Here is a 24,908-nt window from a genome sequence, read left to right on the forward strand (position 1 = left end):
ATTGTTATCCCCTTGAACGACATATCCGCGCCGTCATCAAATCAGTAAATTTCATGAGTGATATCAGCCACAGAAATGCAGTTCCGGGTTAGCGTCGCCAGCCTCGAACCGCAGCCATCAGGAAGGTAACCGATGCTCGATCACTTTCGCATGTTCGCCGACTATAACCGCTGGGCGAACCGCCTCGTCTATGCCGCCGCTGCGGATCTGACCGATGGCGAATTGTGGGAAAGCCGTGGCGCGTTCTTCGGTTCGCTGCTTTCGACCCTCAACCATGTCCTCGTTGCCGATCGCATCTGGATGAAGCGCTTCACAGGCCAGGGCGACACCCCGGCTTCACTCGATGCGATCCTCCATGACGACCTTGCCGCTCTCGCCACCGCCCGGACTGCCGAAGACGAGCGCATCATTGCCTGGATCGGCAGCCTGAGTGACGAACGCCTCAGCGCCGTCCTCACCTACACGACACTCACCAACCAGACTGATATCACGCAGAAGCTGGCCCCGACTCTCGGGCACTTCTTCAACCACCAGACCCACCATCGCGGCCAGGCGCATGCGACGCTCACCGCGCTCGGGCGCCCGTCCCTGATACTGGACCTGGCGCATTTTCTGAGGACCCAAGGGTCACAGTGGGCGTAGCGGAGATCGCAGCACCGCCGAGCCGAACAACCGCAGTGGCCGGGTCTCACGCGCGCGCCACGCGGCGAGCGTCTTCAGGAGCTGACGCTGGCCGAGCCAGGCGACCAGGCCAACTGCCACGCCGCCGAAAATCGACAGAAGCGAAAAGGCCGCCGGTGGCAATATCGGCTGCAGCGGCAATATCAGCAGTTCCGGCACGAAACGATGCAGGATGTAGATGTGGAAGCCCGCCGCAGACAGGGGCAGGATGAATTGAGCCGCCCAGCGCGGCATGCTCACGCGCGGGAGGTAGAGCAACGCTGCCAGCACGGCGATCTGCAGCAGATACTTGATCTTCGTCCCGATCCAGACGCCCTCGTAGAGGCCGAAGAACAGGAAGGCCCCCGTCCCGGAGAGCATCAAAAGCAACCGCTGTCTGGTGGTTTCGGCGACAGCGGCGCACCAGCCGATGACGGCGAGATAGAAAATCCATGGCAGGGTAAAGATCTGGCGATTGCCGATCGGCCAGACGAGCGGCAGGGCGAGCCGCGCGGCAAGCGCGGCCACAAGCAAGGCCATGCCGGCGGCGAAGGGTTTGGCCGACACGAACCGCCGGAACTGGGGGATGGCGAAAAGCCCGACGAAGACGAGCATCATCTGCCAATAGGCTTCGATGAACCAATAGAGATACGGGACCATGTCGTGCGTCTCCGGCAACGCCAGTCCGAAATTGCCGACGAGAAAGACCGAGGCCCAGGGCACCTCACCCCAGGCAGCCGCATAGGCCGCGACGATCATGTAGTAGGGCACGAGGATCTGCACGAGCGGCCGCAGGATCGCCCGGGCATCCCCCGCAAGAAGCGGTCCCATCTGGAAGCGGGCGAGGCTGAAGCCGGCAAGAACGACCATGGCCGCGGATCCGCCGGGGATCGGCCACAGGACCTCGTGGTGCAGGACGACGAGCAGAATGGCCAAGGCACGGATCAGCAGGTCCGTCCCGATCCGCCGCGTGCCAGTTTCGCGGCGCTCCTGAGCCGACAACTCGGTGATCGACAAGGTCTCCCAGGCATCAGGAACCTGCCCCAGCGCCTTTTCCAGACCGATCGAGAGCTGAACGAAGCGCAGCGAATCACCGCCCAGCGACAGGAAACTGTCGGAGCGCTTCACTCTTTTCGGATAGAAAACCTGCGCAAAGAGGTCTTCTATGCCGCCATTGCCGTCGTCGCCGTTGGCCGCCGCCTGGCGGGCCGCCATGTTGAGCGCGTTGTAATCGATCTTCCCGGTCGCGAGCCGTGGCATCTCGGCAAGGGGCGTCGCCTTCAGATGGGCCAGCGTCAGCCCGCTCGCCTGCGCCAGAAACCGCCTGATTTCCTCGGCGTCCCGGCCGCCCGCAAAAAAGGCGTGAAGGCCGGCATCGTCACCGACAACCGCAGCAGCGATGCCGCGCCGCTCGAGCGCCGCTTCCAGCCCGTCGTGTGCGATCCTGAGACCGGCGATCTTGGAAATCCGCTTCATGCGGCCGACGATCTGGAACAGACCGTCGGCATGGCGCATGGCGAGGTCGCCGGTACGCAGTTCTTTGAGCTCTGCACCGCGGCAGAGATCATCACGCGAGGTGGCATAACCCATCATCACGTTCGGGCCGCGATAGACGAGTTCACCGGGGACACCATCGCCTTCGATCGGCGCTCCGCTCTCGTTTTCTATCAGAAGGCGTCCGCCGGGGATCGCGACGCCGATCCTGTCCTCGTTGCCGGCAAGCAGAGCCGGCGGCACATAGGCGATGCGTGCCGTGGCTTCGGTCTGGCCGTACATGGCGAAGAAGTCGGCGCCCTGGGCGGTAAGGTGATCGCTGTAGAGACGGATGACCTCCGGGCTCAGCCGGCCGCCGGCGACGGTCATGAAGCGCAGGTTCGCGAACCGTCGCTCGCGGAAGCCCACCTTCTCCAGCAACTCGTAGGAATAGGGAACGCCCGCAAGGTTCGTGCTGCCGCTTTCGGCCAGGCCGTCGAGAAAGCCGGGATCGAGGATCGATCCACCGGGAATATAGAGGCTGGCGCCGACTGCCAGGTGGGAATTCAGTACTGAGAGGCCATAGGAGTAATGCAGCGGCAGGATATGACAGCCGCGGTCTTCCGCCGTCAGGCCGAGATAGCCGGCGATGGAGGCGGCGTTTGCCGAAATGTTCTCCCGCGACAGGCGCACGGCCTTGCCACAACCGGTGCTGCCCGAGGTCGAGAGCATGACAGCGAGTTCGTCATGGGGCGCCCTGCCGTCCTGCCGCAGATGTTCCGTGCGCCAGCGGCCATCGATCCGGCGAAAGGCCTGATCGGGAGCAAAGACATCGACCCAGGATCCGGCAGATCCGTTCCTCGGGGCCTGCATGGCGACGGCATGCCCGGCCTGGAGCGCCGCGAGATAGGCGATGATCGCGTGTTCGCAAAGCTCGGCCTCGATCGTCACCAAACCGCGCGGACCGCGAAACGCGAGCGCCTGGCGGGCAACGCGCTCGCCGAGTTCGCGATAGGTGACGGTCCGCTGCCCGCAAAACACCAGCGCCGGACGGTCGCGCCATTTCGCCAGATCCGCAATGAACGAGAGGGACATGCTTGACCGTCGCTGTTTTCCCGGGCTCCCACGCCCGATTTAGCAGCGCCGAATATAATTGGTGACTAATGGCGTCAAGTATAAAAGATGGCCGCCGCGGCCGGGCGTCCGCTGCCCTGCGACATGCGGTTGCGATCAACCGGGGACGGATGGAATTCAGCAACCATACCGGGCGGGATTCGCCAGCGCCCCGATATCTTCAGACTCCCTTAAACGCAGCCTTCCCATAGTGGCCTCGTATCGAGCCATCCAGACGTCATCGGGGACCACGACAGAATGAACAGGCAAGTTCCAGCGGATGCCAGCCGATCGCAGGCGCGGCAGGCGGCGATCATTCTGAAGGTGACGCATGCAATGGCGTCGCACGGGATCGCGGCCCTGCCCCGCAATTACGAGCTATTCTACGAGGCGCTCTCCGGCCGCCTGCCGCAGCTTTCCCGGGAGCTCGCCGCCCTCGGGAGCAACCCGCAGCAGGATGCGCTGGATGCCCTGGGCCTCAAGCATCACCTTGTCTCGCACGCGGCGCTTGCCGCGGACCGGGCGAGAGCCGCAGGCCAGGAAACCCTTGCCGAGATCGCCGGAAAGCTCAGGCTCGCCTTGCTGCAGAAGCAAGCCTTCAAGGACGAGCTCGATCATTTCGCCGGCCGACTGGCCGCGGACCCCGTCGCAGGCCTGTCCGAATTCGCCGACGACGCTGCGCGCCTGCGGGACGCGGCAGGTCGACTGACGAATGAAGAGAGCGCTCTCCAGCATGCCATCGAAACGAGCGCGCGACGTCTTGCCGAACTCGAAGGCGATCTCTCCGAAAGCCGCCGATCCTTGACCCGCGATCCCGCCACGGGCCTGCCGAACCGGCTGGCGCTGACGGCGAAACTCGACTCGATTCTCGAAACGGAGCGGACCGACCAGCCGGTCGCCCTGCTCCTTGCCTCGGTGGAAGGGCTTCGCGAGATGGCCGAGCATCACGGCGGCACGGTTGCGGCCAAGGCGCTTGCCAAACTGTCGGCGCTGTTTCGCAAGTCGATCAAGAAGAACGATTTCGTCGCGCGTGTGGGCCAGCAGGACTTTGCCTTCGTGTGCAGGGACGTCAGCGCCGAAAACGCCGAGGCCATTGCCCGGCGCCTGCGGCAGTCCGTGACGGAACTGACGGTCACCCTCCCCGGACGGGCGCACACCGCCGAGACGCTTTCGCTTGCGGCCGGCATCACGATCGCACAGCCGGCATCGACGAGCGTCGATCTGTTGAGCCAGGCGGAACAGGCCCTCGCCGGCGCACGCGATGGCGCCGGCATCCTTTGTTACTCGGCGGCCCTCGGCCGCGGCAGGGGCTACGGCCAGAGCGCCGCTTGACGCTTGCGAATCAGGCGGCGACCGGGTGACGGTTTTCGTCGATTTCCGACGCCTTCTCGCGCAGACAGCCAAGCAAGCGAAAGAGTTCGGTGCGTTCGCAATCGTCCAGCGCCGAGAACAGCTCATCGATTGTGCGATGGCGTGGCTGCAGTGCCGCCTCCAGCGCCAGCCGGCCGCGGTCGGTGATCGAGATGATCTTCGCGCGGCGGTCTTCCGGATCCGGTTCGCGCAGGACCATGCCGTCCCGCTCCAGGCCGTCGATTGCTTCGGTCACGGTTCTGGCCGCAAAGCCGAGCGCCGAAGCGATATCCGCGCAGCGGCACGGGCCGAGCGTGTCCAGATAGAACAGGAATTTGCTGCGCGCGAGCGAAACGCCTTCCTCCGACATCGACGCGTTCACCAGGCGATGAACGCAATGGTAGAGATCGAAGAGCCGCTCGGCGACTTCGACTTTTTCTGTCATGGCAATGTACCTCATTTGGCAACGCCAAAACGAAACAACCCGGCCCCGCGTGGCGGGACCGGGCTGTTCGGTCAACCGTCTGGCGTGACTTACTGCTTGTTTGCGTCGGCCTGGCCGAAAGCCTTGGCGCCGCCATTGGCGATCGCGCCGGTTGCCGTCGTGTCGACGGACTTGTCTTCAATGCCCGCATAGTAGTCACCGCGGCTTGCGGTCGCGGACACGCCGGTGCCGGCGGAAGCCTCGGCGCGGCCGGTAAAGAGCGGCGTGGAGCTCACACCCTCGTAGTAGCTGCCGCCGGCGACAGCGGCAGACGCACCGCCGAGCATGGCGGCCGCAACGAGGATTGCGGCAAAGGACTTCTTCATAGGTCAGTTCCTTGGTGGAGAGGTGGGAGGTCGAGGACTAGGGCCGAGCAGGCGCTTGGGGTCGCCTCATAGGATCACGACGGTGGTCGATCAAATCCCTTGAAATGGGGTGCGGGCCAAAACCCGCGCCCCTTCTTTCATCGCCTTTAGCGCGATTAGCGCGAAATGCCCTGGTAGTATTCGCCTTCGCCGCCGATCACGCTCTTCGGCGCAACACCGTAGTTTGCGATCGAGCCGGTGTTGGTACGATCGACGTAGCCGGCTTCGGAATTGCCGATGGTGAAGGACGACTTGCCCGTGACGGCAGGCGTGCGCTCGGTATAGAGCGGCGTCGGGCTGACGCCTTCATAGTAGCTGCCGCCGGCGAAGGCGGCGGAAGCGCCACCGAGGATAGCGGTTGCGACGAGAGCGGCGGAAAGAGCGGTCTGGATTGCAGTTTTCATGGTCTTCACTCCTGGGAGGCTCGTTCGGCTGAACGAGGTTTCATCTAAAATGTCCTTGGCCGGATCGGTCGTCCGTCGGAACGCGGGGCCTTTGCCAATGGCGTTCGGTCGATCGAGGCGGTCAGAAGAGCGTTCCCCGCCCTTCCGTTATTGAGATGGTCCCTCACGATGAGGATGTGTAGTATCGATTGTCGGAACGCCTTGTTCAAAAATCGATAACAATGACCTCTTGAATTCCCGGACCGTCACAGCGGTGGCAACTGCACGCCCGCGCCTCTTGCCTTCCCGGCCAAGTCCGGGCAAAAGGCCGCAATGATCCAGATTTCCGGCCTTTCCGCCCGCATCGCGGGACGTCTCCTCATCGAAAATGCATCCGTGACGCTTCCGGCGGGCACGAAGGCGGGGCTCGTTGGCCGAAACGGTGCCGGAAAGTCGACGCTGTTTCGCATCATCACCGGCGAATTCGCGTCGGAAGCAGGCACGATCGCGCTACCGAAGAACGCGCGCATCGGTCAGGTCGCGCAGGAGGCGCCCAGCACCGAGGAGCCGCTGATCGAGATCGTGCTCAAGGCGGACAAGGAGCGCACTGCGCTGGTCGCCGAAGCCGAAACAGCGACCGATCCGCACAGGATCGCCGAGATCCAGACACGGCTTGCCGACATCGGTGCCCACTCTGCAGAGGCGCGTGCTGCAAGCATTCTCGCCGGCCTCGGCTTCGACCACGAAGCCCAGCTGCGTCCCGCCTCCTCGTTTTCCGGTGGCTGGCGCATGCGCGTGGCGCTTGCGGGCGTGCTCTTTTCCGAGCCGGATCTGCTGCTGCTCGACGAACCGACCAACTATCTCGACCTTGAAGGCACGCTCTGGCTCGAGGATTACATCCGCCGCTATCCGCATACCGTCATCATCATCAGCCACGACCGCGACCTCTTGAACACCGCGGTCAACGCCATCGTGCATCTCGATCAGAAGAAGCTCACCTTCTATCGTGGGCCCTACGACCAGTTCGAGCGGCAGAAGGCGGAAGCCGACGAACTGCAGATGAAGGCGAAAGCCAAGAACGACGCAGCGCGAAAGCACCTGCAGAGTTTCATCGACCGCTTCAAGGCCAAGGCCACCAAGGCGCGCCAGGCGCAAAGCCGCGTCAAGGCGCTGGAGCGCATGGGCACGATTGCGGCCGTGATCGAAGACCATGTCCAGGGCTTCTCCTTCCCGGATCCGGAGAAGGAGGCGGCATCGCCGATCATCGCCGTCACCGGCGGTACCGTTGGTTATGAGCCGGGCAAGCCCATTCTCAAGCGTTTGAACCTCCGGATCGACACCGACGACCGCATCGCGCTTCTCGGTTCGAACGGCAACGGCAAATCCACCTTCGCCAAGTTCATCTCCGGACGGCTCGCGCCGGAGGCGGGCGAACTGAAGATCGCGCCGAACCTCAAGGTCGGCTTCTTCGCCCAGCACCAGCTCGACGACCTGATCCCGACGCAAAGTGCGGTCGAACACGTGCGCCGGCGCATGCCGGAAGCGCCCGAAGCCAAGGTGCGCTCGCGCGTGGCGCAGATGGGGCTTGCGACGGAAAAGATGGAAACGCCCGCCAAGGATCTCTCGGGCGGCGAAAAGGCGCGGCTGCTGATGGGCCTTGCGGCCTTCGACGCGCCGAACCTCTTGATCCTCGACGAGCCGACCAACCACCTCGACATCGACAGCCGCAACGCGCTGATCACTGCGCTCAACGACTACTCCGGCGCCGTGATCCTGATCTCGCACGACCGGCACCTGATCGAGGCGACCGCCGACCGGCTGTGGCTGGTGCGCGACGGAACGGTGACGAGCTACGACGGCGACCTCGAAGACTATCGCAGCCTGATCGTCGGCGGTCCCAAGACGAAGGACGAGAAGCCGAGGCCGAACGGCGTCGACGACGCCCTCTCGAAGGCGGACCAGCGCAAGGCCAATGCCGACAGGCGCGCCTCGCTGGCGCCGCTTCGCAAGAAGATCAATGAAATCGAATCCTTGACCGGAAAGCTGGAGAAAGTGATTCAGGCACTTGATGTGGAACTTGCCGATCCGGCGCTCTACGAAAAGGCGCCGGCCAAGGCCGCACAGAAGGCCAAGGAACGCTCCGACGCGGCAGTGAAACTGGCGCAGGCCGAAGAGCAATGGCTCGAACTTTCCGCCGAGTATGAAGAGGCGATGGCCGGCTGACGGCAGTCGGCACGACCCTCGCTCCCGTCGCTGTCACCCCAGTTCGAAGGTGGTGATGCCGTAGATCCGCGCGAGCGGCAGCCCCGGGTCCGGCCCGCGATACATCCGTGCGGTTTCAAAGACCGGCTTGATATTGTAGCGGTCGCAGAGCGCCTTGGCCGAGGCGTTCGGTTCGGGGATATCGAGATAGATTTCGCTGCCGTTGACACCGGCGGCGAGCTTGCGAAAGACGAGATCGGCACCGGTCTCCGTGTCGGAAAAGAGCGGTCCGACCTTGAACCCGTTGCGGCAGACCCGGATCGTCCCATAGGCCGCGACCGCGCTGTCTCGCAGCAGCAAGACACTGCGGCGCCCATCGCTCGACTTCAGCCATTCGCGCAGAAAGATCTGGCGCCGCGCCGGCACGAAGCGGCGGTCGTAATCGGTGAGCAGCGACATATGGACCGGCGCGACCTCAAGAAGATCGGCGCCCGGCGGCTCGACGACGTCGATGACGCCGCCGTAGCGGATGTTTGCGTGAGCGTAGGCAAAGCCGGATCGGCGATAGTTCTCCTGCTGGGCGACCACGCCATCGAGACCGACGATGCGCCGGTCGGCGGTCGCCATTGCCTGTTGCCACAGTTGCCGGCCAATGCCCTGGCCGCGATGGTCCGGCCGCGTGATGAAGAAGCCGAGAAAGGCGTAGCTGTCGCTGTATCGCACCAGCGAAATCGCTGCGACCGGCCCGTCCTCGCCCTCCGCGACCCAGTAGCCCTCCGGATCAGCCGCCCAGAAAGGCGCGGCGTCACCGAGCCCGGGATTCCACCCCTCCTGCGCCGCCCACTCGATCATGAGGTCGAGTTCGGCACGGCTTGCGCGACGGATCTGCTGCTGCATCGTTCACTCCTCATTGGGGGATGCCATATCGCCCCATTGCCAGTGCGGTTGACGGATCGGCACGGCACGTCCGTTGGTAGAGCTAGCGCGGCGACGTTGAGAGGGAATGACAATCTGTCGATTTCACCGACATCGATGGCGTACACCGGAGACGGACCGGCGCCTTGCTCCCGTCGCGCAATCTGCTACAAGAACCGACAATAAGTCATACAAATTGAGCGGAACACCATGGCCCCCATCAAAATTGCCCTTGTCGGCATCGGCAAGATCGTTCGCGACCAGCACCTGCCGGCGATCGCCAAGAACAGCGACTATCAGTTGATTGCCGCGGCGAGCCGACATGGGACCGTAGACGGCATCGACAATTTCAAATCGATCGAGGCGATGCTCGAGGCGGTGCCTGCGATCGAAGCCGTGTCGCTCTGCATGCCGCCGCAATATCGCTACGAGGCAGCTCGCGTCGCACTCGACGCCGGCAAGCACGTGTTCCTGGAAAAGCCGCCGGGCGCGACGCTCAGCGAAGTGGCGGATCTCGAGGCGCTGGCAGCATCGAAGGGACTGTCGCTGTTTGCAAGCTGGCACTCCCGCTACGCGCCGGCCGTGGAGGCGGCAAAGTCCTTCCTGGCAACCACGACGATCAAGGATGTCCAGGTCATCTGGAAGGAAGACGTGCGCCACTGGCACCCGAACCAGGAATGGATCTGGGCGGCCGGGGGCCTCGGGATCTTCGATCCGGGCATCAACGCGTTGTCGATCGTCACCCACATCCTGCCACGCCCGCTGTTCGTTACGTCGGCCGTGCTCGAGTTCCCCGAGAATCGCGACGCGCCGATCGCCGCCAGCATCACCTTCACCGACGGGCAAAAGCTTCCGGTTGCAGCGGAATTCGACTGGCGCCAGACCGGAAAGCAGAGCTGGGACATCGTCGCCCGCACAGCCGCGGGCGAGATGGTTCTGTCGGAAGGCGGCGCCAAGCTCGCGATCGACGGCAAGCTCGTGCACCAGGAGCCGGAGCAGGAATACCCGATGCTCTATCGGCGCTTCGCCGAGATCGTCAAAGCAGGCAAGTCGGATGTCGATCTGGCGCCGCTGCGCCATGTGGCCGATGCATTCATGCTCGGCAAGCGCAAGTTCGTCGAAGCTTTCCACGATTGATCTTCGGGACATGCCGGAAACAGGAAGCCCACGGTCTCGGCCGCGGGCTTCTTCGTCGTAACCTTTTGTAAAATCAGGCCTTCTTTTCCCAGCGGCCGTCGCGGTTCTGCTGCCAGTAGGTCAAGGTATGCCCCTCCGCCTTCAGCCGTTTCCAATGGCCACGCGCGCCTTCAAGCTGCTCCTGGTCGTAGCCGTCGAACATGAAGACGATGCGTTCATAGGCCGAAACCTCAGGCGGGCTGGCGCCATCGATGACGAAGCGGACCGTCGCCGCATTCGCATTGCCCTCATCGGCCACGAGCAATACCGGCTGATCTGCCGCGAAGTCGCCGGCGTCCGTGCCGTGCGGCAGGAAGCTCTCGTCCCGGTAGACCCAGAGATGCGTGTCGAGCGCATCGCGCCGCTCGGCATCGGTCGTCTGCACGACCACCCGCCAGCCACGCTCGACGCTCTTGTCAAGCAAAGGCGGCAGCGCGTCTTCGAGCTTCGATTCCGTCAGGTGGTAGAACAGGATTTCGGTCATGCCGATTGTTTCCCGGCTTTCGTCACGTCCGGCATTGCCGATCAGGCCTCGTAGCTCGCCCGCACCAGTTCATCAAGCAGCCGCACGCCGAAGCCCGAGCCCCAGGACTGGTTGACCTCATCGGTCGGCGCGCCCATGGCGGTACCGGCGATATCGAGATGCGCCCAGGGCGTGTCCTTGACGAAGCGCTTGAGGAACTGCGCCGCAGTCACCGCGCCGCCATGGCGGCCGCCGGTGTTCTTCATGTCGGCGAACTTGCTGTCGATCATCTTGTCGTATTCCTTGCCGAGCGGCATGCGCCACAAGGGCTCGTGCGTCGCGATGCCGGCGGCAAGAAGCTGCCCGGCCAGGCGGTCGTCGTTGGAGAACAGGCCGGCATGATGGGTCGCGAGCGCAACCATGATCGCGCCCGTCAGGGTCGCGAGGTCGATGATCGCCTGCGGCTTGAAACGGTCGTTGCAGTACCAGAGCGCATCGCAGAGCACGAGACGCCCCTCGGCATCGGTATTGATCACCTCGATCGTCTGGCCCGACATCGAGGTCACGATATCGCCCGGGCGCTGGGCGCTGCCGTCAGGCATGTTTTCAACCAGGCCGATGATGCCGATGGCGTTGACCTTGGCTTCGCGCGCGGCCAGCACATGCATGAGGCCGGTCACGGCGGCGGCGCCGCCCATGTCGCCCTTCATTTCCTCCATGCCGGCGGCCGGCTTGATCGAGATGCCGCCGCTGTCGAAGACGACGCCCTTGCCGACGAAAACGAGCGGACGTTCCTTGGCCTTGCCGCCCTTCCACTGCATGATGACGAGGCGCGGCGGGCGGGTCGATCCCTGGGCCACACCCAGCAGCGCGCCCATGCCGAGCTTCTTCATTTCCTTTTCCGTGAGGATCTCCACCTCGACGCCGAGTTTTTCCAGTTCCTTCGCCTTGGCGGCAAACTCGACCGGGCCCAGCACGTTTGCCGGTTCGTTGACCAGATCGCGGGCCAGGAACACGCCTTCGGCAACGGCCTGCGCCGTCGTAAACGCCTTTTTTGCAGCAATGACGGTGCCGGTGACGATCGTCACCTTGGTCGGCTTGCCGGATGACTTCGCCTCGTCGTCGGCCTTCTTGGTTTTGTAGCTGTCGAAGGCGTAGGCGTTCATCTCCATGCCGAGCGCAAAGTCGGCGGCGGCCTTGCCGGTCACGTTGGCGTCGGGCGCGTCGATGAAGACGGTGACCTTGTCGACCGCGCCGAGCTTGGCGGCAACGGTGCCGCCCGCCTTCAGCCAGTCGTGGTCCGTCAGCGCGTCCGCATCGCCAAGGCCGAGTACGACGATTCGATCTGCCGGCGAACCATGCGGCGCGATGATGTCGAGGGAGGAGAACGCCTTGCCGGTAAACTTCTTTATCTTCGAAGCCTTTGCCACCACATTTTCGGGATCGGCAACGTCGGCCCCGGCGGCCGCCGGTGCGCCCGCGGTCTTGAGCAGAACGGCGACACCGCCGCTCGGACGGTGGGACTTGGCAAAGGTGAACTCAAACTTCATCGACATTGAAAACTCCGGGTATTTCCTGTCCGGGCGCAACCCTTTGGATCGAGAGAATCTTTCCGCGGGGTCGAGCGCCAGGCCAAGATGAAAGAGACCGCACAACGCATCCGGGCGACACGGCTAGGCTCATGGGCAAGCCGCCTGTTACCGGCCGGTTACAGTGGCAAATATTCGCAACATTCGCCACCGTCAAAGCTGTGGTCGGCACCCTTCTCGCTTTTCAACCGCTTGGCAAGATGCCCGCAGATGTTTACATGCGGTTAACCGAGGTTCTTCGCCTTAAATTATCCCTGTTGCTACACAATTCGGGCAGCACGGGATGAGTTGGCTAGAACCGGGCTTCGGTTTGCGGACACGGGAAAAGCCCGGTTCGATACCGCCGCCGGAACAGAAACATGAGCAGGATTTTGGACCGGACACGGGCATGAAGCTGATCGAACGCTACATATTCCGGCGTGCCGTGATCATGTTCCTCGCGACGCTCCTGCCGTTGCTCGGCATCACCTGGACGACGCAGGCGCTGACCAACGTCAACCTCGTGACGGACAACGGCCAGTCCGTGCTGGCCTTCGCCAAGCTCGCGACCCTCATCCTGCCCTCGGTCATCACGATCATCCTGCCGTTTGCGCTGGTCATCGGCGTCACGCAGACGCTGACGACCATGAACACCGATTCGGAGCTGACGGTGCTCAATGCCGCCGGCAGCTCGCGCATGGCGATCATCCGGCCGGTGATTTTCCTGGCGGCCGGTCTCAGCGTGCTTTCCTTCGCGGTCGACAATTTCCTCGAACCCTATTCACGCGTCGCTTTGCGCAAGATGGTGGCAACCGCGAACGCCGATCTCCTGTCGTCGGTCGTCCAGGAAAACACCTTCCGCAAGGTCGCAGACAATCTTTACGTCCAGGTCGGCGCGCGGCGGGGCGGCGGCGTGCTGCAGGGCATCTTCGTTGCCGATTCGCGCAATCCAAGCTTCGAGCTCGTCTACTACGCCCGCGAAGGTGCCATCGACGACAAGAGCTCGGCACTGGTGATGAAGGACGGGGAAGTGCAGCGCAAGCTGCCCGATGGCAGCGTGTCGATCATCAAGTTCGATTCCTATGCCTTCGATCTCGCCGACATGACAAGGACGACGCGCGAGGCAACGATTCGGGCGAAGGACCGCGACCTACCCGGTCTTCTCCATCCGGACCCGGAGGATCATGTCTACAAGAACAATCCCCTCGCGTTTACCGCCGAGCTCAACCGCCGCTTCACCGAGTGGACCTTTCCTCTGCTGTTCGGCCTGATTGCGCTGGTCTTCAGCAGTGACGCACGCTCCCATCGCGAAGCCCGGGTTCACCCCCTGGTCAGCGCACTCGGCGCGGCCCTGCTCATCCGCTGGATGACGTTTTATGCCGGCAACAGCGCCGAGGATTCGATCTGGTTCGTGCCGTTGATGTATGCCGTACCGCTGATCGCAGGCGCGCTCTGCGTTCACCAGCTCGTCAGCAACAAGCGGCTGGACATTCCGATGACCGGGCAGGAAAAGCTGCAGGAACTGCTCGTTCGCCTGCGCCTGACACGGCCTGACGCCGAGAAAGGGCAGCCGTCATGATGGGCACACTCGGCCGCTACTTCTTCATGCGCTATGTGATCACGACATTCTGGTTCCTTGTCGGGATCTTCTCGCTCGTGTTCATCATCGACTTCAGCGAACAGGCAAGCCGGCTGGCAAACCTGCCACGCTACACCATTACCGGCGCTCTCCTGATGACCGCGCTGCGGATCCCCTTGATCCTGCAGCAGACGATACCGTTCGTGGCGCTGTTTTCAGCCATGGCGGCGCTGATCTCGCTCAACCGCCGTTACGAGCTGGTGGTGACGCGCGCGGCAGGCATCTCGGTCTGGCAGTTCCTGCGACCGTTCGTCCTTGGCTCCTTCCTCTTCGGCGTGCTGGCGGTCGTGGCGCTCAACCCGCTTGCGGCCTGGGGAACGAAGCGTGGCGAGGCGCTGCTCGCCGAATGGGGCTCTACGCGGAACGCCGACGCCGGCTCGATCCCGTGGCTCAGGCAGATCTATAACGGCACGGATACGATCATCGGCGCACGCTCGGTTCAGGACAGCGGAACGACGCTCCTTAATGTCACCGTCATCCACTTTGATCCACAGGGCACGATCATTCTGAGACAGGATGCGGCGTCGGCGAAACTCGAAGATGGTTACTGGCTTCTTAACGACGTCACGGAAACGCGCAACGGGCAGCTTCCGCAACGTTTGAAAACAGCACAGCTGGCCACCAATCTTAAGCCAGAGTTTGTTCAGGAACGCCTTGCAAAGGCTGATTCCATTCAGTTTTTTGACCTGCCGCGCAAGATCGAAGTGGCCCGCTCCTTCGGTTTTTCGACCAACGGCATGGAAACTCAATTCCACTCAATGTTGTCGTTGCCGCTGCTGCTCGTCGCCATGACGCTGATCGCCGCTTGCGTGTCGCTGAAATTTAGCCGGTTTAACCAATCGCGCTCCGTAATTCTCGGTGGCATCCTCTCAGGCTTCGTGCTTTATGTCGTCACCGTGCTTGTCAAAGCATTCGGGAGCAGCGGCATTGTGCCTCCTTTCGTTGCAGCCTGGTTGCCAGTTGTTGTAGCGATGGCGCTGGGCTCGACGATTCTTTTAAATCAGGAGGATGGCTAGTGGCGGTAGTGAACCGCAAACGTATAAGGCTGATCAACGCTGCCCTGCTCGCAGGCGTGGCGCTGCAGACACTTGCCATGGGAATGAGCGCGCCTGCCATGGCGCAGCAAACTTCGGAGCGCCTCGATTCGTTGCGCCCGAACATGCCGGAAGATGCAAAGCTGCTTCTGTCGGCCAATGAGCTCGTCTACAACAAGGACGCCGAGAAAGTGATCGTGCGCGGCAACGTGCAGATCGACTACGGCGGCTACAAGATGGTGGCCCGTCAGGTCGAATACGACCAGAAGAATGGCCGCATCTACGCATCCGGGGACATCCAGTTCATCGAGCCGGGCGGCAATGTCGTCTACGCCGACAAGATGGATGTCACCGACGATTTCGGCGACGGTTTCCTTGAGCAGATGCGCCTGGAAACCACCGACCTGACCCGGCTCGCTGCCACCAGCGGCGAGCGACGGAACGGCGAAGAATTCATCCTGAACGAGGCCGTCTACACGGCCTGCACGCCCTGCACGACCAAGCCGGAGCATCGCTCGCTGTGGCATATCAAGGCCCAGCGCGTCATCCAGAACGGCCGCACGCGGACGATTCGCCTGGAGAACGCCCGCTTCGAACTGTTCGGCAAGCCGATCGCCTACATTCCGGTCATGGAGCTGCCCGACCATACGGTCAAGCGCAAGAGCGGCTTCCTGTTCCCGACGTTCCGCTCGGCCCAGAAACTCGGTGTCGGCGTCGGCGTCCCCTACTACTGGGCGATCTCGCCCTATATGGACGCGACGGCAACGCTTACGGGCCTGACGCGACAGGGCTTCCTGCTGGAGGGCGAATTCCGCCAGCGGTTCCACAACGGCTTCCATACGCTGAACTTCGCCGGCATCAGCCAGCTCGACAAGGAGAAGTTCACGCCCGGCACCGTCGACGCGATGCATACGAACCGCGGCATGATCGCGTCGAAGGGCGAGTTCGAGATCAATCCGCGCTGGACCTTCGGCTGGAACGTGCTCGTCCAGTCCGACGCCAACTTCGCCAAGACCTACGAGTTGTCGACGTTCGACGGCACGACCTATACCAACCAGGCTTACCTGACGGGGCTCGGCAAGCGGAACTTCTTCGATCTGCGCGCCTTCTACTTCGACATTCAGGATGCCGATCCGGACAGCATCGACGAAAACCAGCAGCCCGCAGCACAGGTGCTCGACTACTCCTACAAGGCGCCCGAACCGGTGCTTGGAGGCGAGCTTTCCGCGACGTTCAACTTCACGAACGTCAAGCGCAACCGGCTCGACGCGTTTACCCAACCGGGCGTCACCCGCTTCCGCGGCCTGGAAGGCACCTCGCACCGTCTGACCGGCGAGCTCGAGTGGAAGCGTACCTTCATCGCCCCGGGCGGCCTGGTCCTCACGCCGCTGCTGGCGGCGCGCGGCGATGCCATCGGGCTGAACATGGACAATCCGGGTCCGGCCTATACCGGCGACTTCAACACGAGCGATGCGGCAACGCGGCGCATGTTGACCGCAGGCCTCGAAGCCCGCTACCCGATCCTGTTTGTCGGTGAAGACAGCAGCCACGTCGTCGAGCCGATCGCGCAGCTTTATGCGCGCCCGAACGAGCAATATGCCGGCGGCCTGCCGAACGAGGATGCGCAGAGCTTCGTGTTCGACGCGACGAACCTCTTCGACCGCGACAAGTTCTCCGGTTTCGACCGGATCGAAGGCGGCACGCGGGCCAATGTCGGCTTCCGCTACACCGGAACCTTCGACAGCGGCTACGGCCTGCGCGGCATCGTCGGCCAGTCGTTCCATCTGGGCGGCCTGAACTCGTTTGCGACCGACGACCTGGTCAAGGCCGGGGCGAATTCCGGCCTGGAGACCGACAGATCGGACTACGTTGCCATGTTCGGCATCGACGCACCGTCCGGACTGATGGCGAGCGTTTCCGGCCGTCTCGACGAAAAGGATCTGTCGTTGCGCCGCGCCGATGCCACCGTCGGCTATCTCGGCACGACCTGGCAGGCGGCGATGACCTATACGCGCATCGAAGCGCAGCCGCTCTACGGATCGCTGTCCAATCAGGACGAAATCCAGACCGCGGCCGCCTACCGGTTCCACGACTACTGGTCGGTGTTCGGCGCGATCACCTACGACATCAACAAGGATGTCATCTCGCGCAACGGCTTCGGCATCACCTATGACGACCAGGACACGCTGTTCTCGATCGTCTACAAGCAGGAACGCGACACCGACGCCAATCTGGCGAACGACTGGTCGATCGGCGCGAGAATCAGCTTCCGTACACTCGGCGACGTGAACGTCGGCGACACCAAGTTCGAAGAGCTGGACTATTATTGATATCGTCAAGCGAGTGGGCGGGCCATAAGTTCGCCCATTCGTCGATATCGGCACGGTCAAACGGTCTTGTCATCGTTTGGCCGCATGTATTATGCATTCCCTCCGACAAGATAAGGCAGCGGCAAGGCCGACAGGCGGACAAAGCCTGTCGACGGTGATAGTCCGGGATATAGGAAAAGATAATGGGCGGGAAAATGTCGATCTTGAGGACACTTTCGGTACTGGCTCTGGCCGGCACCTTGAGCGTTGCAGTATGTGCCGGTGCTCAGGCAGCGAGCGCGGTCAAGGTAACGGTCAACAATACGGTGATCACCTCCGGCGACATAGCCAAGCGGGTAGCCTTCCTTCGTCTGCAGCGCCAGAAGGGCGGCGCCGATGAAGCCAAGAAGCAGCTCGTCGACGAAGTTCTCAAGCGTACCGAAATCGCACGCATCGGCCAGTCCGTCAGCACGCAGGAGGTGGATGCCGCCTATGCCCGCTTTGCCGCTGGCAACAAGCTTTCGACCGAACAGCTCGGCAAGATCCTCGATCAGGCCGGCGTCGGCGCCGAACATTTCAAGCAGTTCATTGCCGTGCAGATGAGCTGGCCGCGGGCCGTCAACTTCCGCTACGGCAATTCCAACCGGCTCCAGGGCGCGGACCTCGTCAAGCGCATGATGGAAGGCGGCGGACAGAAGCCGGTGACCACGGAATATTTCCTGCAGCAGGTGATTTTCGTCATTCCGGAAAAGAAGCGCGGCGCGATTACCGCGAAGCGTCAGGCCGAAGCCAATGCATCGCGGGCGCAGTTCCCGGGCTGCGAAACCTCCAAGGCGTTTGCCGCCAACTATCGCGACGTGTCCATCCGCAGCCTCGGCCGCATGCTGGCCCAGCAGTTGCCTGACGAATGGAAGCCGCTGATCGAGAAGGCCGGCGAGAACGGCACCACCGGCACCCGCGTGACGGAAAAGGGCGTCGAGTACCTGGCGATCTGCAAGAAGCGCGAAGTCAACGACGACACCGCCGCCGAAATCGTCTTCCGCGCCGAGGATATCGGCAAGAAGAAGGAAGGTGGCGAGGACCCGAACAGCGAAAAGTACCTCGAGGAATTGCGCAAGAAGGCGCAGATCGTCAACAAGTAATCACGACGGAACCATGCGCGAGACACCCGGCGGGCCCCTCGCCCTGACTATGGGCGACCCGGCCGGTATCGGGCCGGACATCAGCCTTACGGCCTGGCTTGGCCGCCGCGACCATGCGACGGCCCCCTTCCTCTTCATCGGTGATCCCGCGGTGCTCGCCGCACGCGCGTCGATGCTCGGCTGCACCGTGCCCATCCGCGAGACGGATTGCGCCGGCGCCCTCTCCCTTTTCGATACGGCACTGCCGGTGCTGCCCCTTGCCTGCCCTGCGCCGGTCAAGGCCGGCGATCCCGACACCGCCAATGCCAGCGCCGTGATCGGCGCGATCGACACGGCCGTGCGGCTGGTAACCGGCGGACAAGCGTCCGCCGTGGTCACCAACCCGATCGCCAAGGCCGTCCTCTACGACGCCGGCTTCCGCTTTCCCGGCCACACCGAATATCTGGCCGATCTGGCCGAGAAGGCGACAGGGCAGCCCGTGCTGCCGGTGATGATGCTGGCCGGACCGAAGCTGCGCGCCGTTCCCGTCACTATCCACATCCCCTTGAAGGACGTACCGGAGCAGCTGACGCCGGAGCTTATCTACCGCACCTGCGCCATAACGGCGGCGGATCTGCGCATTCGCTTCGGGCTTGGCTCGCCGCGGCTCGCGATCGCCGGGCTGAACCCGCATGCGGGCGAAAACGGGGCGCTCGGACTGGAGGACGATGCCGTCATCCGGCCCGTCATCGACCGGCTGCGTGCCGAGGGTATCGATGCAGTCGGGCCGCTGCCGGCCGATACGATGTTCCACGATCGCGCGCGCGCCACCTACGACGTGGCGATCTGCATGTATCACGACCAGGCGCTGATCCCGGCCAAGGCGCTCGGCTTCGACGACAGCGTCAACGTCACCCTCGGCCTTCCCTTCATCCGCACGTCGCCCGATCACGGCACGGCCTTCAGCCTCGCCGGCAAGGGCATCGCCCGCGCCGACAGCCTTCGGGCCGCGCTCGACCTTGCCGCGACGCTTGCGGCCAATACGCCAGGAGATATCCGCTGATGGCCGCCCTTGACGGTCTTCCTCCCCTTCGCGACGTCATTCAGCGTCACGGCCTCGACGCCAAGAAGGCGCTCGGCCAGAACTTCCTGCTCGACCTCAACCTGACGCAGAAGATCGCCCGCACAGCCGGTCCGCTTGAAGGTGTGACCGTCATCGAGGTCGGCCCCGGACCCGGCGGCCTGACCCGCGCCATCCTGGCGCTCGGTGCCAAGAAGGTCATCGCCATCGAGCGGGACTCGCGCTGTCTGCCGGCGCTTGCCGAAATCGGCGCCCATTATCCCGGCCGGCTGCAGGTGATCGAGGGCGATGCCCTCAGAACGCCCTTCGAGACGCTTGCCGACGACGGGCCGGTCAAGATCATCGCCAACCTGCCCTACAATGTCGGCACGCAGCTACTCGTCAACTGGCTGCTGCCTGCGCGCTGGCCGCCTTTCTGGCAGTCGCTGACGCTGATGTTCCAGCGCGAAGTGGGCTTGAGGATCGTCGCCGAGGCGGATGACGACCATTACGGCCGCCTCGGGGTGCTCTGCGGTTGGCGTACAAGGGCGCGGATGGCCTTCGACGTCCCGCCGCAGGCATTCACGCCACCACCGAAGGTGACGTCGTCCGTGGTCCATCTGGAGCCGGTGGAAAACCCGATCCCCTGCGCCGTTTCGGCACTTGAGAAGGTTACGCACGCAGCCTTCGGCCAGCGACGTAAAATGCTGCGCCAGAGCCTGAAGCCACTCGGTGGCGAAGCTCTGCTGGCAAAGGCCGATATCGACCCGCAGCGGCGCGCCGAGACGCTTTCGGTGGAAGAGTTCTGCCGCCTGGCAAATAGCCTCTAGGCTCCTACCGATCGCGCTTGCGCGTCTCGCGCGCGAAACGTGAGTGGATGAAAAAAATGGCTCCCGGAGGAGCCATTTCTTTTGAAGCTTAGAACGGGTTTTCCGTCAGCAGGCCGTTGACGAAATCGAACAATCCGGGACGCCGGTCGCGGCGCAGGCGCTCGGCTTCGACGATCGCCCGCACGGACGCAAAGGCACGGTCGAGATCGTCGTTGAGCACGATGTAGTCGTACTCCCGCCAATGCTCGATCTCGGCGCGCGAATTGGCAAGGCGCGTGGCGATCACCTCTTCGCTGTCCTCGGCCCGCCGATGCAGGCGCGACTGCAGCTCGGCCATCGACGGCGGCAGGATGAAGATCGAGACGACGTCACCGGCCATCTTTTCCTGGAGCTGCTGGGCGCCCTGCCAGTCGATATCAAACAGCATGTCCCGGCCGGCCGCCATCGCCGCCTCGACCGCGTCGCGCGGCGTGCCGTAGAAGTTGCCGTGCACCTCCGCCCATTCGAGCAGCGAGTCGGTTGCCCTCATCGCCTCGAATTCGCGGATCGACTTGAAGTGATAGTGCCGCCCGTCGATCTCGCTCGGGCGCCGCTGGCGCGTCGTCACGCTGACCGAAATGCTCATCTCCGGATCGGCCTCCAGGAGATTGCGCGCGATCGTCGACTTGCCTGCGCCGGACGGCGAGGAAATGACGAGCATCAGCCCACGACGGGCGATCTTGATGGGCGAAGGGGTCGCCGGGTTCATGCCTTACTCCAGATTCTGGACCTGTTCGCGGAACTGGTCGATGACGACCTTCAACTCAATGCCGGCCGCAGACACAGCGGCCGCGTTCGACTTGGAACAGATCGTATTCGATTCTCGGTTAAATTCCTGTGCGAGGAAATCAAGCTTGCGCCCGACCGGGCCGCCCTTCGACAGAAGCTCGCGGGCGGCAACGATATGGGAGCCGAGCCGGTCGATTTCCTCGCGAAGATCTGCCTTGGTGGCGAGCAGCGCCACTTCGGCATAAAGGCGCTCCCGCTCGAGTGAAGAGCCGTTGTCCATCACCAGGGCGACCTGTTGGGCCAGCCGATCGGCGATCGACGCAGCACTGCGCGAAGGGTCGGCCTCGACCGCCGCGGTCAGCGTCTCGATGGTCTCGACCTGGGCAAGCAGGATCTGACAGAGAGCGGTCCCCTCGTCTTCGCGCATCGCGCGCAAATCGGCGAGCGCAAGCCTCAGGCCTTCAACGATGTTCGCATCGAGGGCGGCGCGCTCTTCCTCGCTTTCCTCCGGCTCGCGAAAGTCGACAATGCCACGGATCGAGAGAAGCGTGTCGAACTTCAGCGGCGCCGGATCGACGAGATCGCCCAACTGGCCGCGCAGGTTCAGGACGGCCGTCAAAGCCGCCTGATTGACCACCGCCTCGACGGCGGCCTCGCCACCACTGACCGATAGGCCAATCTGAAGATTGCCGCGCGAGAAGTAGTCACCAGCGAGCTTACGCACCTCTGGCTCGAAGCGCTCCAGGCCCTGCGGCAGGCGGAGTCTCAAATCAAGGCCCTTGCCGTTGACGGAGCGCAGCTCCCAGGCCCAACGACGGCGGCCGCTGCTGCCTTCCCTCCGGGCAAAGCCGGTCATCGATTGGAGCGGCATCATCACCTCCGTTGCGGTTTCAGCAGAAGCAATAAGGCGACGGCGCGGCATCCCGCAAGGGATATCCGCGCCGTGATTCGTCCGTCCACAATGCAAGCACCGCTGCGCGGCCGTGCGCCGCCAGCAGCCGGCGTTATTGCGGTTGCGTGGCCGCCGGTTGCGCCGTCCCGGCGTCAGCCCCAGCCTTGGCCGCTTCTGCCGCCCGCTCCGCCTCGACCTTGCGCCAGCGACGGACATTGGCATTGTGCTCGTCCAGTGTCTCGGCAAAGACATGGCCGCCCGTGCCGTCGGCGACGAAATAGAGCTCCGGCGTGCGCGACGGGTTGGCGACTGCCTCCAGCGCTGCCCGGCCAGGATTGGCGATCGGCGTCGGCGGCAGGCCCTTGATGATATAGGTGTTGTACGGCGTCTGCTTGTCGATGTCGGATTTCAGGATCGGCCGGTCGGCCGGCTTACCGTCGCCGCCGAAGATGCCGTAGATGATCGTCGGGTCGGATTGCAGCCGCATGCCCTTGTCGAGCCGGTTGATGAAGACGGAGGCGACGCGCGGGCGCTCGTCGGCACGACCGGTTTCCTTCTCCACGATCGAGGCAAGCGTCACCAGTTCCTCCACCGTCGACACCGGCAGGTTGGGATCGCGCTTTTCCCAGATCTGGCCGACCAGGACCTTCTGGGCGGCCGCCATCTGCTGGACAATCTCGCCGCGCTTGGTGCCACGCGTGAACTTGTAGGTGTCCGGCATCAGCGTGCCTTCCGGCGGCAGTTCCGTCGGCAGGTCGCCGACGAGCACCTGGTCGTCGGCCAGCCTGTGGAACATCTGCTTGACGGTCAGGCCTTCCGGAAGGGAAACGGAGTAGAGGATCGACTTGCCCGACTTCAGGAGCTGCATGACCTCCTGCATCGACGAGCCGGCCTTGATCTCGTATTCGCCGGCCTTCAGCGTCTCGTTGTCGAGGTAGGCTTCGGAAACGAAACGGAAGACGCGCGCATCGGTGATGATGTTGCTGCGCTCAAGCCCGCTGGCGATCTCGCTCATGCCGGCACCGCCGCGGACGATGAAGTTCTGGTTCGCCTGCAGCGGACCCGGCTTTTCGTACTGGTGCATCGCATAATAGACCGTGCCGGCGGCGGCGAGCGCTGCAAAGACGATGACGGTCATGACGAAGTTCAGGAAGATCACGACCTGGCTGCGGGCCTTGCGCGATCGTTTCGGCGGTTGCGGCACCTTCTCCGGACGCAGTGCCTCGTTTGCCGATTTCGGAATGATCGGCCCGTTGCTCGCGTTTTCACTGCGGCCGAATTGCGCCGCGCCGTTATCGTTTGTCTCGCTCACGATTATCCCGAACCCGAAATTCGCGGCCTCATTCTCTTCCTGCTTCCGGTGCGAATTTCGGACTGGACCGTGGCAGGCATGGGTCAAATTCAAATAGCGGCACCGCCCAGATGGCCGGCGTACCGCAGTTACTCAAAAATCCGCAGTCGGTGCAATCTCACCGAAGAACCACAGAAATGTGTCGAATCACCGTCCGTTCAAGAGAACGCGGCGGACGTCCGACACTTTAATCCGGAACTTCGGCCCGCGGCAAAAAACCGGGCGACCCACCGTTCCAGGCAATAGCTGAATGGCAATCTGACAGATATGCCTTGCGCGAACATCGCGGTCGGCGAGCGCCGTCTTGCATGACGGCGCTTCCTCCCAACACATGCTTGTAGCGAGCAATACGGCAAAAGCTGGATCATCGCGCCGCCTTTGGTCGCTGGCGCGATGATTGGCTCAGGTAAAGTTCCGGCGCGATCAGGCGCCGGTGTAGCGGCGCAGGACGAGCGAGGCGTTGGTGCCGCCGAAGCCGAAGGAGTTCGAGAGCGCCACGTTGATTTCGCGCTTGCGCGCGACATGCGGCACGAGGTCGATCTTCGTCTCGACGGACGGGTTGTCCAGGTTCAGCGTCGGCGGCGCGATGTTGTCGCGGATCGCCAGCGCCGAGAAGATCGCTTCGACCGCACCGGCAGCGCCGAGCAGGTGGCCGATGGCCGACTTCGTCGAGGACATCGAGATCTTCGATGCGTGCTCGCCGACCAGACGCTCGACGGCGCCAAGCTCGATCGTGTCGGCCATGGTGGAGGTGCCGTGGGCGTTGATGTAGTCGACATCGGCTGCCGTCAGGCCGGCGCGCTTCAGCGCCATCTGCATGCAGCGATAGGCGCCATCGCCGTCTTCCGACGGAGCGGTGATGTGGAACGCATCGCCCGAAAGACCGTAGCCGACGACTTCCGCATAGATCTTGGCGCCACGCGCCTTGGCATGCTCGAGCTCTTCAAGGATGACGACGCCGGCGCCCTCGCCCATGACGAAGCCGTCACGGTCGATATCGTAGGGGCGCGAGGCCTTCTGCGGGTCGTCGTTGTGCTGTGTCGACAGCGCCTTGCAGGCGGCAAAGCCCGCGAGAGAGATACGGCAGATCGGCGATTCCGCGCCGCCGGCCACCATGACGTCGGCATCGCCGAGCGCGATCAGGCGGCTCGCGTCGCCGATCGCATGCGCGCCGGTCGAACAGGCGGTGACGACAGAGTGGTTGGGACCGCGCAGCTTGTGGCGGATCGACACCTGGCCCGAGGCAAGGTTGATGAGCCGGCCGGGAATGAAGAATGGCGAGATGCGGCGGGGGCCCTTGTCGCGCAGCGTGTAGCCGCCTTCGACGATGCCTTCGAGACCGCCGATGCCCGAACCGATCAGCACGCCGGTCGCGATCTGGTCTTCATCGTTCTCCGGCTTCCAGCCGGCATCGGCCAGCGCCATGTCGGCCGCAGCCATTGCGTAGACGATGAACGGATCGACCTTGCGCTGCTCCTTCGGCTCCATCCAGTCGTCGGCATTGAAGGTGGCGTCGGTGCCGTCGCCGAAGGGAATACGGCAGGCAATCTTGGCAGGAAGGTCCTCGACCTCGAATTCGGTTACCTTGCGCGCGGCATTGTGCCCGGCAAGCAGGCGCGCCCACGTCGCCTCAGTTCCGCAACCCAAGGGAGATACCATGCCGGTACCGGTGATAACGACACGTCTCATAGTCCGCGACCCACCCTGACTTTTCCATTTCAGAGCCGGATCGGACCACGTGTAACGAACCCG

21 protein-coding genes are annotated in these 24,908 nt (G+C 63.5%); 10 read left to right on the plus strand and 11 right to left on the minus strand.

Annotated features, from left to right (window positions below):
• Positions 1-132 precede the first annotated feature (132 nt).
• Positions 133-642 (plus strand): DinB family protein, encoded by a 510-nt coding sequence (locus XB14_RS12055; RefSeq protein WP_077961754.1) that lies wholly within the window; start codon positions 133-135, stop codon positions 640-642.
• On the opposite strand, the gene XB14_RS12060 is transcribed toward XB14_RS12055, so the two are convergent.
• Positions 628-3,228, minus strand: coding sequence for an AMP-binding protein (locus tag XB14_RS12060; protein ID WP_077961755.1), 2,601 nt, complete (start codon positions 3,226-3,228; stop codon positions 628-630). The genes XB14_RS12055 and XB14_RS12060 overlap by 15 nt on opposite strands.
• Positions 3,229-3,504: 276 nt before the next feature.
• Here XB14_RS12060 and XB14_RS12065 point away from each other — a divergent pair, with 276 nt between their 5' ends.
• Positions 3,505-4,578 carry a GGDEF domain-containing protein gene (locus XB14_RS12065; RefSeq protein WP_077961756.1) on the plus strand — a complete coding sequence of 358 codons (1,074 nt, stop codon included), beginning with the start codon at positions 3,505-3,507 and terminating at the stop codon, positions 4,576-4,578.
• 10 nt (positions 4,579-4,588) lie between these two features.
• Here the strand turns inward: XB14_RS12065 and XB14_RS12070 are convergent, their stop codons facing one another.
• From XB14_RS12070 to XB14_RS12080, 3 genes are all read right to left on the minus strand, one after another.
• Complete coding sequence (locus XB14_RS12070) at positions 4,589-5,041, minus strand: MarR family winged helix-turn-helix transcriptional regulator (RefSeq protein ID WP_077961757.1); 453 nt, start codon at positions 5,039-5,041, stop codon at positions 4,589-4,591.
• An 89-nt stretch (positions 5,042-5,130) separates the two neighbouring features.
• Positions 5,131-5,406, minus strand: coding sequence for a hypothetical protein (locus XB14_RS12075; protein ID WP_077961758.1), 276 nt, complete (start codon positions 5,404-5,406; stop codon positions 5,131-5,133).
• A gap of 155 nt (positions 5,407-5,561) precedes the next feature.
• The gene (locus XB14_RS12080) at positions 5,562-5,849 is read right to left on the minus strand and encodes a hypothetical protein (protein ID WP_077961759.1); all 288 of its coding nucleotides are present in this window, start codon (positions 5,847-5,849) and stop codon (positions 5,562-5,564) included.
• A gap of 312 nt (positions 5,850-6,161) precedes the next feature.
• Between XB14_RS12080 and XB14_RS12085 the strand changes: the two genes are divergently transcribed.
• Positions 6,162-8,051, plus strand: a complete 1,890-nt coding sequence (locus XB14_RS12085; RefSeq protein ID WP_077961760.1) for an ABC-F family ATP-binding cassette domain-containing protein — start codon at positions 6,162-6,164, stop codon at positions 8,049-8,051.
• Between the two features lie 33 nt (positions 8,052-8,084).
• On the opposite strand, the gene XB14_RS12090 is transcribed toward XB14_RS12085, so the two are convergent.
• A complete protein-coding gene (locus tag XB14_RS12090) occupies positions 8,085-8,927 on the minus strand; it encodes a GNAT family N-acetyltransferase (protein ID WP_077961761.1) in 843 nt (280 codons plus the stop codon).
• A gap of 228 nt (positions 8,928-9,155) precedes the next feature.
• On the opposite strand from XB14_RS12090, the gene XB14_RS12095 reads away from it, so the two are divergent.
• The gene (locus tag XB14_RS12095; protein WP_077961762.1) at positions 9,156-10,082 is read left to right on the plus strand and encodes a Gfo/Idh/MocA family protein; all 927 of its coding nucleotides are present in this window, start codon (positions 9,156-9,158) and stop codon (positions 10,080-10,082) included.
• 73 nt (positions 10,083-10,155) lie between these two features.
• Here the strand turns inward: XB14_RS12095 and XB14_RS12100 are convergent, their stop codons facing one another.
• Together XB14_RS12100 and XB14_RS12105 are read right to left on the minus strand one after the other, a co-directional pair.
• On the minus strand, positions 10,156-10,605 hold the full coding sequence (locus tag XB14_RS12100) for a DNA polymerase III subunit chi (RefSeq protein ID WP_077961763.1): 450 nt from the start codon (positions 10,603-10,605) through the stop codon (positions 10,156-10,158).
• Between the two features lie 41 nt (positions 10,606-10,646).
• Positions 10,647-12,140 carry a leucyl aminopeptidase gene (locus XB14_RS12105; protein WP_077961764.1) on the minus strand — a complete coding sequence of 498 codons (1,494 nt, stop codon included), beginning with the start codon at positions 12,138-12,140 and terminating at the stop codon, positions 10,647-10,649.
• A gap of 421 nt (positions 12,141-12,561) precedes the next feature.
• Here XB14_RS12105 and lptF point away from each other — a divergent pair, with 421 nt between their 5' ends.
• From lptF to rsmA, 6 genes are all read left to right on the plus strand, one after another.
• A complete protein-coding gene (lptF, locus tag XB14_RS12115; protein ID WP_077961766.1) occupies positions 12,562-13,731 on the plus strand; it encodes an LPS export ABC transporter permease LptF in 1,170 nt (389 codons plus the stop codon).
• A complete protein-coding gene (lptG, locus tag XB14_RS12120; RefSeq protein WP_077961767.1) occupies positions 13,728-14,807 on the plus strand; it encodes an LPS export ABC transporter permease LptG in 1,080 nt (359 codons plus the stop codon). The genes lptF and lptG overlap by 4 nt, the downstream gene beginning before the upstream one ends.
• A complete protein-coding gene (locus XB14_RS12125; protein ID WP_077961768.1) occupies positions 14,807-17,155 on the plus strand; it encodes an LPS-assembly protein LptD in 2,349 nt (782 codons plus the stop codon). The genes lptG and XB14_RS12125 overlap by 1 nt, the downstream gene beginning before the upstream one ends.
• Before the next feature lie 182 nt (positions 17,156-17,337).
• The gene (locus tag XB14_RS12130) at positions 17,338-18,276 is read left to right on the plus strand and encodes a peptidylprolyl isomerase (RefSeq protein WP_077961769.1); all 939 of its coding nucleotides are present in this window, start codon (positions 17,338-17,340) and stop codon (positions 18,274-18,276) included.
• A 13-nt stretch (positions 18,277-18,289) separates the two neighbouring features.
• On the plus strand, positions 18,290-19,318 hold the full coding sequence (pdxA, locus tag XB14_RS12135) for a 4-hydroxythreonine-4-phosphate dehydrogenase PdxA (RefSeq protein ID WP_077961770.1): 1,029 nt from the start codon (positions 18,290-18,292) through the stop codon (positions 19,316-19,318).
• Positions 19,318-20,145: a 16S rRNA (adenine(1518)-N(6)/adenine(1519)-N(6))-dimethyltransferase RsmA gene (gene rsmA / locus XB14_RS12140; protein ID WP_077961771.1), complete on the plus strand. Its 828-nt coding sequence runs from the start codon at positions 19,318-19,320 to the stop codon at positions 20,143-20,145. The genes pdxA and rsmA overlap by 1 nt, the downstream gene beginning before the upstream one ends.
• Before the next feature lie 88 nt (positions 20,146-20,233).
• Here rsmA and gmk read toward each other — a convergent pair whose 3' ends face one another.
• The 4 genes from gmk to fabF form a co-directional block, all read right to left on the minus strand.
• Positions 20,234-20,893: a guanylate kinase gene (gene gmk, locus XB14_RS12145; RefSeq protein WP_077961772.1), complete on the minus strand. Its 660-nt coding sequence runs from the start codon at positions 20,891-20,893 to the stop codon at positions 20,234-20,236.
• A 3-nt stretch (positions 20,894-20,896) separates the two neighbouring features.
• The gene (locus tag XB14_RS12150; protein WP_077961976.1) at positions 20,897-21,784 is read right to left on the minus strand and encodes a YicC/YloC family endoribonuclease; all 888 of its coding nucleotides are present in this window, start codon (positions 21,782-21,784) and stop codon (positions 20,897-20,899) included.
• A gap of 133 nt (positions 21,785-21,917) precedes the next feature.
• Positions 21,918-23,117, minus strand: coding sequence for an endolytic transglycosylase MltG (mltG, locus tag XB14_RS12155; RefSeq protein ID WP_077961773.1), 1,200 nt, complete (start codon positions 23,115-23,117; stop codon positions 21,918-21,920).
• A gap of 462 nt (positions 23,118-23,579) precedes the next feature.
• Positions 23,580-24,845, minus strand: a complete 1,266-nt coding sequence (gene fabF, locus XB14_RS12160; protein WP_077961774.1) for a beta-ketoacyl-ACP synthase II — start codon at positions 24,843-24,845, stop codon at positions 23,580-23,582.
• Positions 24,846-24,908 lie beyond the last annotated feature (63 nt).

It is taken from the genome of Ensifer adhaerens, assembly GCF_002007205.1.
In the GTDB taxonomy this organism is placed as follows: Bacteria; Pseudomonadota; Alphaproteobacteria; order Rhizobiales; family Rhizobiaceae; genus Ensifer; species Ensifer adhaerens_D.